The sequence below is a fragment of the Scytonema hankhaensis NUACC26 genome, from assembly GCF_045865695.1.
Taxonomy (GTDB): Bacteria; Cyanobacteriota; Cyanobacteriia; order Cyanobacteriales; family Nostocaceae; genus Scytonema.
The window spans coordinates 1-15,155 of record NZ_BAACAP010000141.1 but is presented as its reverse complement, the minus strand read 5'-3'; the positions used below and the strand labels follow the sequence as shown (position 1 = coordinate 15,155).

Genomic DNA, 15,155 nt, shown 5'->3' with positions numbered 1-15,155 from the left:
AATCTGTACTTTGTTCAAATGAGAACTGCTATAAAATCTAAAATCTCAAACCCAAAATCTAAAATCCAAGATGGTAATAACCTCAACAAAATTTGAAATTCGAGCAGTTACAACTCTAGTCGAAAACGAAATGTTTTTAGATGTACCTGCAAGAGTATACGCGAAAGATCCTTATTGGGTATCTCCTATCCGTAGTAGTGTTGCCAAGCAATTTACGTCTGCAAATACCTTCTTGGATTATGGAAAACTGCAACAGTTTATTGCTATATCACAAGAGGTTAAAAAACCTCAAGCCGTGGGACGAATAGTGGCTGCTGTTAATCAACGGCTAATAGAGCGTGAAGGGCAAAACATTGGCTTGTTCGGTTTTTTTGAATGTGTTGATGATTTTACTATAGCTCAAGCTTTACTAGATGCTGCCTGCAAATGGTTGAGAGAGCAAGGAATGACTACTGTTAGGGGACCAATCGATTTATCTACTCATAATGGTTGTTTGTTTTTAGTTAATGGATTTGACTCACCACCAATGGTGATGATGCCATACAATCCGTCTTATTATGCAACGTTTATGGACAAGGATGGATGGCATAAAGCTAAGGATGCTTATGCTTATGATTTTCCTTTAGACAAACCGCTTCCCGAAGAGTTTGAGAAAGGCTATCATATTGCTTGTAAATCTGGTGTCAACTTTCGACCAATTGAGACAAAAGGTGAAGGATTCGATCGCGATGTTAAGAGTATATATCACCTTTTCAATAGCACTTTTGCGAATAATTGGAGTTCTACACCCCGTACTGAAGCAGAATTCGTGGAAGAAGCTCAAGATCTGAAAGATTTAATAGATCCAGATGCTTTCCCAATTGCAGAATATGATGGCAAAATGGTGGGTTTTTTTATGGGGTTACCAGACTACAACATTCCCCTTAAGCACGTAAATGGAAAACTTAACTGGTGGGGAATTCTTAAGTTTCTTTGGTATCGTCGCCAAATCGATCGAGGGCGAGTCTTAATCGTTTGTTCGCTACCAGAATATCGACGGAAAATGGTTCCTTTAGCCTTAATTTATTTAGGAATGCAAGGTGGAAGCAAAACGGGAAAACCTTATAAAAGGGCTGAGCTTTCTTGGGTGTTTGAAGATAATTTTCCCTCGCGCAAATTAATTGAAGCAGCTGGTGGCAAAATTTATAAAACTTACAGAATTTATGAAAAAGCTTTATAAGAATCTTATACGATCTTTGAAATTTCAGTAGGTAGGGCTAAAGCCCACCACTTGCATGATATGGTGGGCATTGCCCACCCTACTTACTCCCGGAGGCTTTTAGATGAAAGCACTTGTGACTGGGGCTAATGGATTTACAGGTTCTCACTTAATCAAGGCTTTGCAAAATCGAGGCAACACTGTTGTTGGGTTAGTACGCAAATCTAGTAATTTAACCCGTCTTGAGAATCTTAACGTTAAATTGGTTTACGGCGATATTACTGACAGAGATGCACTCCGAGCAGTCATGGTTGATATAGATATTGTTTTTCACACTGCTGCTTATGTGGAGCTAGGAATTGTCAATGAAGCGGAGATGGAGCGGGTAAATGTAGAAGGGACGAGAGCCGTTATAGAAGTTGCGCGAGAAACTGGTGTATCGAAGTTAGTTTACTGTAGCACGATTGGTCTATTTGGCGATACACAAGGTCAAGCAGTGAATGAAACTTTTCAAAGAACGCAAAAGTACTTTTCCTCTGCTTACGATCGCACGAAATACCAAGCCCAACAATTAGTCGATCGAGCCGTTGAAGCTGGTTTTCATGCTGTGAGCGTTCTTCCTTCTGGAATATTTGGTACTGATGACCCCCATTTTGGTCCTGTCCTAGATTTGTTTTCTAAAGGAAAGCTCAAAGTGTGGGCGGGTGGCGATCGCATTACTGGGATTGTCCATGTAGATGACCTTGCAGAAGCGATGATTTTAGCAGCAGAAAAAGGTAAACCAGGAGATTACTATATTATTTCTGCAGGTGACCTAACGCTACGCGAAATGTTTGCCATTGTTTCCCAAGAAACAGGTATTCCAGCGCCTCGTGAAGTTCCCAAACCCCTCGTGAGATTGGCGGGAAACTTACTCGATCCAATTGGACGGCTACTCAAATGGCAACCACCCATTAGTCGCGAACGGGTTCACTATATATACGATCGATGTGTCCGAGTAGATGCTACTAAAGCCCGTAACGAACTTGGTTGGAATCCTCGTTCAGTGACAGAAACTTTACGCGAAATAATCAGTGACCAGTGACCAGTGACCAGTGACCCATCCCCAATCCTCAATCCCCAACCTATTTATTAAATATCGTCGCGGGGTCGAGACGGGTGACTTTTTGAATGGCAAAAACAGCCGCACCAGTACACATGATAATGGTGACACCAAAAACAGCGATCGCAGTTGTGGGCGTAATTAAAATGAGGATGCCTTGACTTGCTAGCGTCCAAGTGGAAACTCCCAAGCAAAGCAGAATTCCTGGCATGTAACCTAGAACAGCCATCCATATGGCTTGCTCTACAATGACGCTGTAAATCGCCCAATCAGAAGCACCCATAGCTTTCAGCGTACCAAACTCTTTGAGATGTTCTGACACCGAAGAATAAAGTATCTGTCCGACAACAATAGCTCCTACAATGATTCCCACTGTTGCACCCAATCCTAAAATGAATCCAATGCCAGTTCGCTTTTGCCAGTAAACCTCAGTTTTTCTAATCATTTCTGCACGGGTGTAGGCACGGGTGTTGGGTAAGGCAATGCTGAGTTTCTGCTTAAGTGCCTGCAAGTCTTGACCGGGTTGAGCTTGAATGAGGATATAGGTGATGGGGTCTAATGAAGATAAAGGTTTTGGTGCGGGAGTTGAGTTTTTCTCTGGATCTACGTAAGTGGTGGTACATTGAATGTCTTTTGAACCCGTTTGCATTCGACAAGACACATTAGAAGTTTTACCAGAACTTACGTAAGCCGTGGCACTTTCTAGAGAAGTAAACATATAAGGATTTGATGCGATCGAGCGATTTCCTTGAGTGAAGCCAACCACTCGTACAGGCAAAGTATTGACTTGTGCGCGATCGCCTACACGTCTTACACTTAAAGACTCTGCATTAAATGTATCTACTATTACAGTATATGGCTCTTTCAAAGTATTTTTATTGCCTTGGATGATATGAGCGGGTGTAAACAATTGCCCATCTGGGTCAAACCCAATGATTCTTACTGGAGCAATTCTTCCCATGGGGTGACGCCATACTCCTCCGGTAGCGATTAAAGCTTCTGCATTTGCAACACCAGGTACTTCTCTTGCTAAATTGAGATGTGCTAATGGCATTGGCAGCGTAAGGTCGAGGTAAATCATGCTGTCAGACGCCACCCAAATATCAGCCGTGGAATTATTGATTAATTTAGTAGAGGAGCGCGTAAACCCATTAAAGATACCAGTTTGAATAGTCACTAGGCTAACGGCAAACATAATACCTGCCTGAGCTGCTAGAAAGCGAGGAATATCTTCAAGCAGATTTTTACGGGCAATTGAAACCATAACAAAAGCTGGTATATTAAGAAGTTTTTTTAGTATGACAATAGCCATAGTATGCTAAACGTCTATTAGTTGTGTTGGCAAGCACAAGTTCTTGACCGAGCGCTCCCTTGATCATTCTATGGACAGAGATTGTACTCAGGAAATATGTTTTATGAATTTGGCTATTAGACATAGGCGTGAAAAAGATGTAAGGGCGCAAGGCATTGCGCCCCTACCGATGTACTTCATTTACCTGAAAAATGCTGTGTAAAGCCGTTGGCGATCGGCTTTTTAGTAACGCTTGAAATATACGTAGTAGGTAGGGCTAAAGCCCACCAAAACTCCTATTGGTGGGCTTTAGCCCTACCTACGGTACTTAGAAATTTTCACAACTCATTTATGGTTCCTATATGCTTTTTTTAGTAGCACGCCAGTGTCTAAAATAGGTGACTATCCTAGCAAAAAATAGCTCCAAAAAAGCTATTTTACTTTGCCATCCGGGGTATTTTCGTATCAAATACCATGTAGCTGATGGACTCAACCATAGACTAGGGTATTTTTGTAAGTGTTTAGCAAATTCTACTCCCTCAAGTGAATCTGCTAATCGATCCACTAATTTCAGACTAAGCGGTAGCTTGTTAAGATTGGCAGATGGATCGCTGTGTGCGTTAACCCAGTGCGGTTCCCCACCTTTGTTGTATGTTTTGGCTTCCGGATGCCCAAAACCAATGTTATGTACAAAAGACACCATCGGCGTAATATGTACGTACCTTTTGTACAAACAAGCCAAAGTTAGAGTTATTACCCAATCTTGTTGATGATTGTTTTCTAGGAAAAATTGATTAATAATTGTATACTTTGTTTGAATTGTTGCAGGAATTTTATAAAAATTACCAAAAGGGTTATAGCCTTGTTTATAGTTAGCAAGATTTAAATCGTGCCAACGATCTGCCCACGTTCCCCAACCCCAGGGAAAGACTCGTTGCGATACCATAAAATCTTCTTGAATAACTCGCTCCAAGTCATGAGGAAAATTTGCATAGGCTGCAACGGAAAACACTTGAGAAGAATCCCGATAAGCTACCAACAGCCGACACATTCTGTCATAAAAATAAGGATTGGGAACAACGTCATCTTCTAAATACACAGTAGCGGGAAAATCATTAAAAACTTGAGTTAGAGCAGTCACTGCATTGACATCACAGCCTAAATTACGCGGACGAGATATAATATCGATGGAAACAGTATTGGAAAATTCTTGCAGTAAATTAATAGATTTTTCTATCAAGATTTTGTCTTTTTCATTCCGCGCTCCATCAATAAAAGCCAGAATTTTTTTTGGCATTAATGTTTGTTTGGCTATGGCTGCTAAAACTTGTTCCAATAGATCGGGGCGAGTAAAAGCAAGTAGAACAATAGGTGGTAAATCTTCTGGGAGTTCCACTTCATTCAAAAATATAGGAACTGTTAATTCTCGAGCGGCGTAAATATCTTTAAGATTTTTAGTTGCACCCATTTCAAATTATCGATCCATTTTCAAGTCTTTTGCAGTCACTTGCTCAGAAAGAGAAATTTTTATGTCTTTGTTGTGCTACTTATTATAACTCAAATTGGATTACTCCCTTCCCACCAAAAAATTGTCTAAACCTGTAGGGTGGGCACTGCCTACCAATAGGTGAATGGTGGGCAGTGCCTACCCTACAAAAATCGATAATTTTAGAGTCAAAAGGGAGTAATGTACTGGTGGTGTAGCGAAAAGAGAGTAGTTATAATGAGTCATCTTTTACACCACATGACGCTTGAAAATTAATTTCCATGCCAGTCTATCAAACCAAAAATCAATTTTCTACCTCTGTATTTCTACTTGTATTAGGTTTTGTTATCGCTTCTAGCCTTGGATTTGTAACGAAGACAAATTTTGCACATGATGCAAAAGAGACAAGTTCAGAAAAAGTTCTTACCCAAACTCCACTAAAACCAGCACCTGAAGAAATCGTACAAGTTGGGGAAGTACGCTCTTTACCAGGCAAGCTAGATACAGTGCCTGTCTTTAATAGCAATAGCCCTGAATGGATCAAAACTGAGGGAATTTTACTGTCCACCTTTCCGGCAAATGGAAAAAAAGTTTCAGCCGCGCACTTAAACTTTCCTTTTCAGGGAAGATTTGACTTATTTGCTCATCATTACACCCACACTCCCAAAGATTTGCAAACGCTCTATTTGGGAGTACTTTTGCACAATCCAAGTCCAAAATCAGTAACAGTGGATGTTTTACAGGCAGCAAGTTACTTGATGCAGGATGCACCATTCGTTACCTTACCGTCCTATGTAGAGAATTCTGATGGAAAAGCTTTTGCAGGACCGGGGAATAGGGCTGTAGCTGATGTACTTCGGGGTGTCAGACAAAGTGATTTTCCTGCACGGCTAGTCATTCCCCCACGTCAAAGCCGGATGTTACTCAATCATGCCATTCCAGTTAAAAATCTCGAAAAGCCCGTAAATGGTCGTTCTAGTTTTATGAGGTTACGTAGTCATGGCAAAGTTTATGCAGCAAGCTTGGCAATGTTTGCTAAGAAAAATGCTGACTTGAGCGATCGCTCGCCCACTTTAGCAGAATGGCAAGCTTTACTGGACACAGGAACCTTTGCAGGACCGCGAGATAAAATCCCAACTCCACTAGACCAAACTAGCGGACAACTTATTTATAGCCGTGTTGCAGGTGTTTCCCAAGGTTCTCAATGGCAAGCAACACTATTAGATAGCCCACAAGCAAAACATTTGACCATTCCACAACGAGGTAAAGCCATTTCCTATGTCATAGATACTCTTCGTGGAGGTCGTTTGGGAACGAGCCAAAATCAAACCGCAAAAATGCTCGTGCGCTATCCCGATACAGCTTATGAAGCGCACGGTAACTATGGAGTAGAATACAGTCTTAATCTACCTTTAATCAACTCTACCAATCAAAATCAAACTGTATCTCTCACATTAGAGACTCCTTTAAAGGAAGACACTTTATCCAAAGGAGGTTTGCGATTCCGTAAACCATCTTTAGATTTTCCTTTTTTTCGAGGTACGGTAAGGCTACGTTATGTTGATGACAAAGGAGAACAAAAAACTCGTTACGTACATTTATGGCATAGAACTGGTCAGGTATTCTGAGGGCAATGTGCATTCATTGGGATGCTCCCTATGGGGTAGCGATCGCATATTGATTAACGACAATACATATTAATAAAAAATAAGACACAAGAACATGGATACCGAACTCAAGTGTTTCTGTATTTCCATATCCTTATGTCTTTTTTAAGTGAAACCTTTCAGATTTGTTCCTACTTCTCTTTAAGAATAAGCATTGCATTGTTTGATAGTTGAGAAACTCTTCATTTATCTAAGAGTTATATCAGTACCATCACTGCAAGAATTATTCTACCCTTCAACTTTTTACACTCAACTCACATCACACTTATGCTCAAAAGTGTATTTAAAAAGTTCTGATGATGACATGAGTAGTTTCACGGAATTTATCTTTATTAGTGGTTAGTTGTTAGTGGATAGTGGTTGGTCGTTCCCTACTAACCACTAACTGATAACTACTAAGAGGATGTTTTAAAAGTCCTTTCATCAGTAGCAAAACATCCAAGCTCCCCCTAAATCCCCCTGAAAAAGGGGGACTTGTAAGAGTCTTTTCCCCCCTTTTTAAGGGGGGCTAGGGGGGATCGTGATACAACAATAGACTTTACAAACATCCTCTAACCATTAATATAAATTTTCCAGGCATATTCTTAAAACGCGAGTATAAAGGAAAATACTTTCAAAAAAATAATTAATTAAACTGGTCTAAAAGTAACATGGCAAATTCTTCGTCGAACCCTGCACCAAAACCCTATAGACAAAATCACACAAAACAAGGTGGAGTTAAGCGTGTCTCTAAAAAATTGAAAAAGAAACCCGAGCGCAAAAGTTGGCTAGTATCAGCGATCGCATTGACGGTTTTGATGGGTAGTGGCGCTTTAGTTGTCACTTTTGCTTGGATTAGCATCCAATTTATACTCAATCCCTATCAAGTCGGCTGGCTGAATAAATTTTTGCCCGGTTGGGCGCAATTTTCCACGACAGGTGAAGAACGTCCTCATACTCTCAAACAAATTCAAGGCTCTCTCAAAGAGCAGGGATTGGAAGCAGGACAAATTTTCCCTTTGAAAGGCGATACAGCATCGTCCTTTTTGCTCCCTGTTTTGAAGAAACATTCTAATTGCCAGTCTGATTGTCAATCTATAGTCGAACTCAGAGTTTATCAACGTTCTAAAGAATTAGAAGTCAAATCTAACTCGGAGAAATATTATCGTTTAGCATCTCAGTTACCTGTTGTAGGACCAGAGGAATCTTTTGTATTGGCTCCTTTTGCTAAAACTACAGATGAAGATCGAGGTTCTAGTTTGTCCTTACCTCTGAATACAGTAGGGCGTTTTGAAGGTGAGACGCCATCATCTGGAGTTTGGTTTTATTTGCGGAGCGATCGCCAAGAAGGAACGAGTCTGATTGCTTACGGTATCGTTGTTTATTACAATAGCGATCGCTCTCTCTTACAATTTATGTTGCCCTGGACTAGCCCAAACGGGCATTTACCTGAGTGGCGACAAGTTACAGGTGGTGGAAACAAAGAACTTATTGTGGATCGAACAGTGGGTTTAGAACCTCAGTTAAAAATCTACCAAGCCCAACCTGTCAAATACTTTCTCAATCCCATTGAGTTAGAAGAAATTGCTTTCAAGCAACCCACTCTTAAGCATTCAGTGTACCGAGATGCACTCTTATTAGCCCGTAGCGGATTGTGGACGCCAGCTCTTGAACGGTTGGAATCTCTAAAGAAACGTCAGAAAAAGCTTTTTTCTCCCCTCGTGCAATCCCAAATGGATGCAATTCGCTTGCACTCGCAAGTCACCAAGACTCAAGCCACAACAATCTGGGCTAGCCCTAGCCAAGAAGTTTTGGCAGATATAATAGATGGTCGTTGGGAAAAAGCTTTACAGGTGTTCAAGGCTTCGCCACAAAACGCTCAGGAAGTTTCTAGCTTGCTGAAAGCAGATGGGGACAGGATATGGAAGCGTGTGGAAACAGAATTGCAAGTCAATCCAAAGCGACAGTCAGTGCAAGCTTGGGGTGCTTTGATTGTAGCCGCCCGTCTCGGAAAAGAACGAGCTAACACCTGGTTAAGCCAGCACTCGCCTATCGCAGAAGACACCATCACTTACACTCAAGGGTTGATAGAACTTTTAGACGGTAAAGATCCGCAGTGCGAGCCATCGCACGCCGAGTCTTGCGAGTACAATACGGGCTTCTGATGTTATTCGCTTTGAACAACACTTGTTTTACTGCTGCACAACATAGTAGAGGCGATATACGTGCAAAGGTCGCTTTAGCTGTTCGTCTCAGATGATTTTTGTACCTTCATATCCTGCAATTGCCTTAACAAGCAATCAACTTCAGCTTGCAGGTTCATAAATTTTGCTTGCTGCTCTGCCTGATAAAGGCATTTATTCAGTTTATTTGCCCAATACGTTTGGGATTCAGTGTTTGAAACGCTAGAAGTAGTCATAACCATACGAACCAATAACTCAACTCACACCATTAGAGATATTATAATAGAGAAGTTTTAAGAATCATTAAATAATTGTATATTCCTCATGATTAGCTGTAAGGTGTCTAATGTCATACATTGCCAGGACTAGTTGCTTGGTATTTTTGTTCCAAAAAAAACATTATTGTTGTAACCTTGCACATTGGTGACATTTGAGGTGCAAAATAGAGATATATCTCTAGTGGTTACCATCTCAGCTAAAAATAAAAGTTTTTAAATACCGTGACTCTAAGCCTGACTGCAGCTAAATCATACCGCCAATCCTGGCCTGGGCTAATAGAAGCCTACCGTCAATACTTGCCTGTAACAGAAAATACACCAGTGGTGACTTTACTGGAGGGGAATACTCCTTTAATTCCAGTCCCCTCAATTGCAGGGCTAATCGGCAGACAAGTTCGTGTCTTTGTAAAGTATGACGGTTTGAATCCCACTGGTAGCTTTAAAGACCGGGGGATGACAATGGCAATTTCTAAGGCAAAGGAAGCTGGAGCAAAGGCTGTTATTTGTGCAAGCACGGGCAATACTTCAGCAGCAGCAGCAGCCTATGCTAGACGTGGAGGAATGCGTGCCTTTGTAATTATTCCAGATGGTTATGTTGCACTGGGCAAATTAGCACAGGCATTGCTATATGGGGCAGAAGTTTTGGCAATTCAAGGGAATTTTGACCGGGCGCTGGAAATCGTGCGCGATATGGCGAACAGCTATCCAATCACTTTGGTGAACTCGGTGAATCCCTACCGTCTGGAAGGGCAGAAAACAGCGGCATTTGAAATTGTTGATACTTTGGGCGATACTCCCGACTGGTTGTGTATTCCCGTAGGTAATGCGGGAAATATATCAGCATATTGGATGGGGTTTTGTCAATACCATCAAGAAGGTAAATGCGCTCGCTTACCTCGAATGATGGGCTTTCAAGCTGCAGGTGCAGCACCTCTGGTGAACGGTCAACCAGTAATGCATCCAGAGACCATAGCTACAGCCATTCGTATCGGTAACCCTGCAAGTTGGGAGAAAGCAGTTGCGGTTCAGCAAGCTAGCATGGGAAGTTTTAAAGCTGTCACCGATACAGAAATTCTTGAGGCTTATCGACTTTTGGCATCAGAAGAAGGAATTTTTTGCGAACCCGCTAGTGCAGCATCTGTGGCTGGTTTGTTACAGGTCAAAGACCAAGTTCCCACTGGAGCAACAGTCGTTTGTGTTTTGACTGGTAACGGGTTGAAAGACCCAGACACAGCGATTAAACACAGTTCTAGCCAATTTAAACAAGGTATTCCACCAGAACTTACGGCTGTGGCTGAAGCGATGGGATTTTGAAAAAATTATGAATGATGAATGATGAATTATGAATTGTATTTTCATAATTCATCATTCATCATTCATCCTCTTTCCCTAGTTAATCTATCTATAGCATCGCCTAAAGCGGTGGTCAGGCTTTTACGGGTCTGGGCGTGGTTGTCTTGCTCAGTTTTTAAAGCTTGAAGTATGCGATCGCGTTCTTTGGTAACAGCAATGAGTTGGGTTTTTAACTCCTCAACAGATTCGATCTGCTCGACTTCCTGCTGAATAGCTGTTGTCGTTGTGGGATCGTCAAGTAATTCTGCTTCAATACCCTTAATTTGCTCTATTTGTTTTTTTAACGATTCTATAGTCTGTTGTGCCATTTGAGCATCGGAACGACGCTGTTCTGCTTCTGTGTTGTAGAGCTTACGCCATTTTTCCGCGCTTTGCCAAGCTGTATCGCGTTCTCCTTGGAGTTCTGCTATCTGTTGTTTGAGTGCTTTGATTTCTGCTAACCACTGTGGTGTTAATTCTTGAGTCATATCAATTTTATTTAAGTCAGCATTAAAGTTAACTAGCGAGGCTTGTCATTAGTCATTGGTAAGGATTTTTGGTATATTTACATTTTGTAATATAGTTCTGTTTATTTCTGCCTAGAGACTTATAGCGGTTCTCACTTGGGTACAATACATAAAAAATTTATGGAACCGCAGCCTGTAGCAGATGGACGCAGATAAATCTGTACTTCATTCAAGTGAGAACTGCTATATACAGTATATTCTTTAACCAATGACAAATGACTAATGACCAATGCCTGTAACAACTTATTACAGGGAGCGGGGAAATTTATCAACTGCGGTTGAGAAGAAGTACAATAACTAGCTGTTTAATTGTAGAAATGCGATCGCTACAATGTCTCAACCCCCTCATTATCCCATAATGGACTCTGATGCCAAAGCACTGACTGTAAAACGGCTACGTCAGCTAAGCCGTGTCATGGACAAAGCAATTACTATTCCTGGAACCCCGATTAGTTTTGGTCTAGATCCAATTTTGGGATTGATACCTGTTGGGGGTGATTTTGTAGGAATAATGTTTTCGGCATACATCGTCTTAGAAGCCGCTAGATCGGGTGCGCCTGCAGCTACAATAAGCAGAATGGTCTTGAATATAATAATAGATGGAATATTAGGTGCAGTACCGTTAGTAGGAGACTTGTTTGATTTTGCCTGGACAGCTAATGAGTACAACATTAGACTACTGGAAGATTACTTAAAGTTTCCTAGGCAGAGAAAAAGCGCGGATAAGTGGTTTGTATTTGCGGTGTTAGCTGTACTGTTCATTGTCATTATTGGACTCGTAGCATTTACCGCGATACTAATGAGGCTGCTTGGAACCTTGCTTGAAACTCTACTGAGGTCCCTTGGCAGTTAGATGAGTATAAAATAATTGATGAAAGATTGGTGGCAAGCGACTTTTCCTAAAGGTCGGCAAAGTTTAATTATTACCGATGCTCATGGGTATCCCGTACAAATCGCATATGGTGAAAAAGGTACGGGTAAACCCTTATTTTTATTACATGGTGTTGGTAGCTGGAGTTATAATTGGCGTTCCAGTGTAGATACATTATCTCAACATTTTCGAGTTATCTGCTTTGACGCGAAAGGGTATGGTTTTTCGGAAAAAGCCGTGACTCGTAGAGAAAAGAATGGTCATCAAGTGATTGAGTTCGAGCGAATTATTCGTTCTCTATGTGATGAACCCGCGATTCTTGTGGCAGAATCATTAGGTGCATTAATTGCTCTGGCGATCGCACAAAAAAATCCTCAATTGATAGCGCGACTAGTGGTACTCAATGTACCTATCTTCCCCCAACGTCTGCCTCATTGGGGAATGTGGCTACTTTCTCAAATGCCTATAGAGATAGTGCAAATCGCAGACTCACTGAGACTACCACTGTTGTTTGCACCCATTGTTAGAGAAATTATGGCAGTAGAAAGACGAGGTGTTTTGTTCGATCCATCTATCCTGACACAGGAAGATGTTTATTGGATAACTTACCCCTATGTTGAGCTTCCCGGTACTCTTGCAAAGGTAGCAGAAGAATTACAAATAGCAGCACGGGAAATCGAGCATTTGCAAACCAATAAACCTAGTTTTCTTGCCCATATTCAAAATAACCTCAGTGCGATTAGATGTCCTACACTGGTTTTATGGGGCGAACAAGATACGTGGTTTCCTGTAAGTGATGGGGAAAAACTGTGCCAATATCTGCCCAACGCAAAGTTACAAATTCTGCCTAATTGCCGTCATGATGCATCTTTTGGCGCTTCCAAAAACGTGAACGCCGCAATCCTTGAATTTGTCAGCGATCGCCATAGCCTTTCCTAGTCTGCTAAGGTACAAATCGAGCGGTGTCCATCTGCTACAGGCTGCGGTTAATTCAATAACCCGTACCTTACAAAAGTTGGAAGTGCTACAAGCCATCTTCTTGTTTCAAGTTACTCCCTTTCTGCTCTAAAATTACCGATCTTTATAGGGTAGGCACTGCCTACCATTCGCTATTAGTAAGCAGTGCCCACCCTACATATTTAGGTAATCGAACTTTAAATGCTCCCACTCACTATTTGTCACTGAAGCGTTCAGAATTATGTATCAATGTCAAAATGTCATTAGTCATTTAGGGGGATTTTGTTACTTAACGACAACATTTCTAGTGATTCTGCTATGACAAATGAATACTCGCTCGTCTTAATTCTAAAGTGAAACCGACTCTCAATAAATAATTTCCGCATAGATTTTATGTGGAAAGTGTATCACAAATAATTTTGATAGGTGATACACCCTGATAATAACACCCTTGAAGTCGTTTACCATCTTTAATTTATTCGATTCTTTATTATTTCAGTTGCCATCTTGGCAATTATTTGTAAGTTGAAAGTTCGATAAAAACATAACAATTTTAGTTAACATTACAAAAAAAGAGTGGGAGCAAGCATACCAATCGCTTTGATGCTCCCACTCGTCATCTGTCGCTGAAGCGTTGGGGAATATGTAGAGATGTTGTCAGTTATTTAGGGGGCTTTTTGTAATTAACAACGTCTCGACTATTCCTGTTGCGACAAATGCACGCTTGTTCTTGAATTCTTTTTCTGGTGTTAGAACATTGATCTCTTGCTTTGAGATACCAGATATTATCTGAGGTTTTCTAGTGGTAGATACTCTTGTTTATCTTTCATATCCTTGCCTCATTTCTAATATTTAATTTAATTCATTGTCTTTGTTCTTTGTTGCCACTCTGACACTTTTGTTAAAAAGTTATTTTATCGTTAATTTCATCACAAATTTCACAAACAAGAGTCTGTCAACTGGCTCTTTCATGACTTGAGATGACTTAACTATCTTGAATATATCATTTTCTCTCTCCATAAGAATGCAGGGTATTACCCCTCATTTCTCATTTGACTAATCTAGATTTTAACTGTTACTAATTAACTAAAAGTCTGGGAGATATAAAAAAAGAGTGGGAGCAAGCATACCAATCGCTTTCATGCTCCCACTCGCCATCTGTCGCTGAAGCGTTAGAGAATATGTGGAGATGTTGTCAGTTCTTTAGGGGGCTTTCTGTAATTAACAACGTCTCGACTATTCCTGTTACGACAAATGCACGCTTGTTCTTGAATTCTTTTTCTGGCTTTGGATACCAGATAGTATCTGAGGTTTTTTAGTGATAGATACTCTTGTTTATCTCTCGTATCCTTGTCGCTATTTCTGATGTTTAATTTAGTTCATTGTCTTTGTTCTTTGTTGCCACTCTGACACTTTTGTTAGTAGTTTATTTAACCGTTAATTTCATCACAAATTTCCTAAATAAGAGTCTGTCAACTGGCTCTTTCATGACTTGAGATGACTTAACTATCTTGAATATATCATTCTCCCTCTCCATGAGAATGCAGGGCATTACCCCTCATTTCTTATTTGACTGCTCTCAATTTTAACTGTTACTAATTAACTAAAAGTCTGGGAGATATAAAAAAAGAGTGGGAGCAAGCATACCAATCGCTTTCATGCTCCCACTCGTCATCTGTCGCTGAAGCGTCAGGGAATATGTGGAGATGTTGTCAGTTATTTAGGGGGCTTTCTGTAATTAACAACGTCTCGACTATTCCTGTTGCGACAAATGCACGCTTGTTCTTGAATTCTTTTTCTAGTGTTAAAAGATTGAGTTCTGGCTTTGGATACCAGATATTATCTGAGGTTTTCTAGTGATAGATACTCTTGTTTGTCTCTCGTATCCTTGTCGCTATTTCTGATATCTAATTTAGTTCATTATCTTTGTTCTTTGTTGCCACTCTGGCACGTTTGTTAGTAGTTATTTCATTGTTAATTTCATCACAAATTCCCTGAATAAGAGTCTGTCAACTGGCTCTTTCATGACTTGAGATGACTTAACTATCTTGAATATATCATTTTCTCTCTCCACGAGAATGCAGGGCATTACCCCTCATTTCTTATTTGACTACTCTCAATTTTAACTGTTACTAATTAACCAAAATTTTGGGAGAAAAAAAAAGAGTGGGAGCAAGCATACCAATCGCTTTCATGCTCCCACTCGGCATCTGTCGCTGAAGCGTTAGGGAATATGTGGAGATGTTGTCAGTTCTTTAGGGGGCTTTCTGTAATTAACAACGTC

General features: G+C 40.7%; 11 protein-coding genes. 7 read left to right on the top strand and 4 right to left on the bottom strand.

The features are described from left to right. Nucleotides 1–70: 70 nt before the first annotated feature. Both ACKTT2_RS09240 and ACKTT2_RS09235 read left to right on the top strand, forming a co-directional pair. Complete coding sequence (locus ACKTT2_RS09240) at nucleotides 71–1,219, top strand: hypothetical protein (RefSeq protein WP_407885941.1); 1,149 nt, start codon at nucleotides 71–73, stop codon at nucleotides 1,217–1,219. Between the two features lie 103 nt (nucleotides 1,220–1,322). Beyond that, nucleotides 1,323–2,282, top strand: coding sequence for an NAD-dependent epimerase/dehydratase family protein (locus tag ACKTT2_RS09235; RefSeq protein WP_407885939.1), 960 nt, complete (start codon nucleotides 1,323–1,325; stop codon nucleotides 2,280–2,282). 40 nt (nucleotides 2,283–2,322) lie between these two features. Here the strand turns inward: ACKTT2_RS09235 and ACKTT2_RS09230 are convergent, their stop codons facing one another. Both ACKTT2_RS09230 and ACKTT2_RS09225 read right to left on the bottom strand, forming a co-directional pair. Next, entirely contained in the window at nucleotides 2,323–3,564 is a 1,242-nt protein-coding gene (locus ACKTT2_RS09230) for an ABC transporter permease (protein WP_407885937.1), read from the bottom strand. Nucleotides 3,565–3,949: 385 nt separating this feature from the next. After that, a complete protein-coding gene (locus tag ACKTT2_RS09225) occupies nucleotides 3,950–5,059 on the bottom strand; it encodes a sugar transferase (RefSeq protein WP_407885935.1) in 1,110 nt (369 codons plus the stop codon). Nucleotides 5,060–5,358: 299 nt separating this feature from the next. On the opposite strand from ACKTT2_RS09225, the gene ACKTT2_RS09220 reads away from it, so the two are divergent. Continuing rightward, entirely contained in the window at nucleotides 5,359–6,705 is a 1,347-nt protein-coding gene (locus tag ACKTT2_RS09220) for a DUF3370 domain-containing protein (RefSeq protein ID WP_407885933.1), read from the top strand. Between the two features lie 689 nt (nucleotides 6,706–7,394). Next, the gene (locus ACKTT2_RS09215; RefSeq protein WP_407885931.1) at nucleotides 7,395–8,888 is read left to right on the top strand and encodes a hypothetical protein; all 1,494 of its coding nucleotides are present in this window, start codon (nucleotides 7,395–7,397) and stop codon (nucleotides 8,886–8,888) included. A gap of 74 nt (nucleotides 8,889–8,962) precedes the next feature. Here the strand turns inward: ACKTT2_RS09215 and ACKTT2_RS09210 are convergent, their stop codons facing one another. Beyond that, a complete protein-coding gene (locus tag ACKTT2_RS09210; RefSeq protein ID WP_407885929.1) occupies nucleotides 8,963–9,142 on the bottom strand; it encodes a hypothetical protein in 180 nt (59 codons plus the stop codon). A 264-nt stretch (nucleotides 9,143–9,406) separates the two neighbouring features. On the opposite strand from ACKTT2_RS09210, the gene thrC reads away from it, so the two are divergent. Further along, a complete protein-coding gene (gene thrC / locus ACKTT2_RS09205) occupies nucleotides 9,407–10,498 on the top strand; it encodes a threonine synthase (RefSeq protein WP_407885927.1) in 1,092 nt (363 codons plus the stop codon). A gap of 62 nt (nucleotides 10,499–10,560) precedes the next feature. On the opposite strand, the gene ACKTT2_RS09200 is transcribed toward thrC, so the two are convergent. Then, nucleotides 10,561–11,004: a hypothetical protein gene (locus tag ACKTT2_RS09200; RefSeq protein ID WP_407885925.1), complete on the bottom strand. Its 444-nt coding sequence runs from the start codon at nucleotides 11,002–11,004 to the stop codon at nucleotides 10,561–10,563. A gap of 370 nt (nucleotides 11,005–11,374) precedes the next feature. On the opposite strand from ACKTT2_RS09200, the gene ACKTT2_RS09195 reads away from it, so the two are divergent. Both ACKTT2_RS09195 and ACKTT2_RS09190 read left to right on the top strand, forming a co-directional pair. Then, nucleotides 11,375–11,896: a DUF4112 domain-containing protein gene (locus tag ACKTT2_RS09195; RefSeq protein ID WP_407885923.1), complete on the top strand. Its 522-nt coding sequence runs from the start codon at nucleotides 11,375–11,377 to the stop codon at nucleotides 11,894–11,896. An 18-nt stretch (nucleotides 11,897–11,914) separates the two neighbouring features. Continuing rightward, complete coding sequence (locus ACKTT2_RS09190; RefSeq protein ID WP_407885921.1) at nucleotides 11,915–12,853, top strand: alpha/beta fold hydrolase; 939 nt, start codon at nucleotides 11,915–11,917, stop codon at nucleotides 12,851–12,853. Nucleotides 12,854–15,155: the final 2,302 nt, after the last annotated feature.

Excerpts from the sequence above, each read along its gene's own strand:
- ACKTT2_RS09220 (WP_407885933.1), top strand. The coding sequence starts at position 5,359 with ATGCCAGTCTATCAAACCAAAAATCAATTTTCTACCTCTGTATTTCTA.
- ACKTT2_RS09235 (WP_407885939.1), top strand. The coding sequence starts at position 1,323 with ATGAAAGCACTTGTGACTGGGGCTAATGGATTTACAGGTTCTCACTTA.
- ACKTT2_RS09200 (WP_407885925.1), bottom strand. The coding sequence starts at position 11,004 with ATGACTCAAGAATTAACACCACAGTGGTTAGCAGAAATCAAAGCACTC.
- ACKTT2_RS09240 (WP_407885941.1), top strand. The coding sequence starts at position 71 with ATGGTAATAACCTCAACAAAATTTGAAATTCGAGCAGTTACAACTCTA.
- ACKTT2_RS09230 (WP_407885937.1), bottom strand. The coding sequence starts at position 3,564 with ATGGTTTCAATTGCCCGTAAAAATCTGCTTGAAGATATTCCTCGCTTT.
- ACKTT2_RS09210 (WP_407885929.1), bottom strand. The coding sequence starts at position 9,142 with ATGACTACTTCTAGCGTTTCAAACACTGAATCCCAAACGTATTGGGCA.
- ACKTT2_RS09190 (WP_407885921.1), top strand. The coding sequence starts at position 11,915 with ATGAAAGATTGGTGGCAAGCGACTTTTCCTAAAGGTCGGCAAAGTTTA.
- ACKTT2_RS09225 (WP_407885935.1), bottom strand. The coding sequence starts at position 5,059 with ATGGGTGCAACTAAAAATCTTAAAGATATTTACGCCGCTCGAGAATTA.
- ACKTT2_RS09215 (WP_407885931.1), top strand. The coding sequence starts at position 7,395 with ATGGCAAATTCTTCGTCGAACCCTGCACCAAAACCCTATAGACAAAAT.
- ACKTT2_RS09195 (WP_407885923.1), top strand. The coding sequence starts at position 11,375 with ATGTCTCAACCCCCTCATTATCCCATAATGGACTCTGATGCCAAAGCA.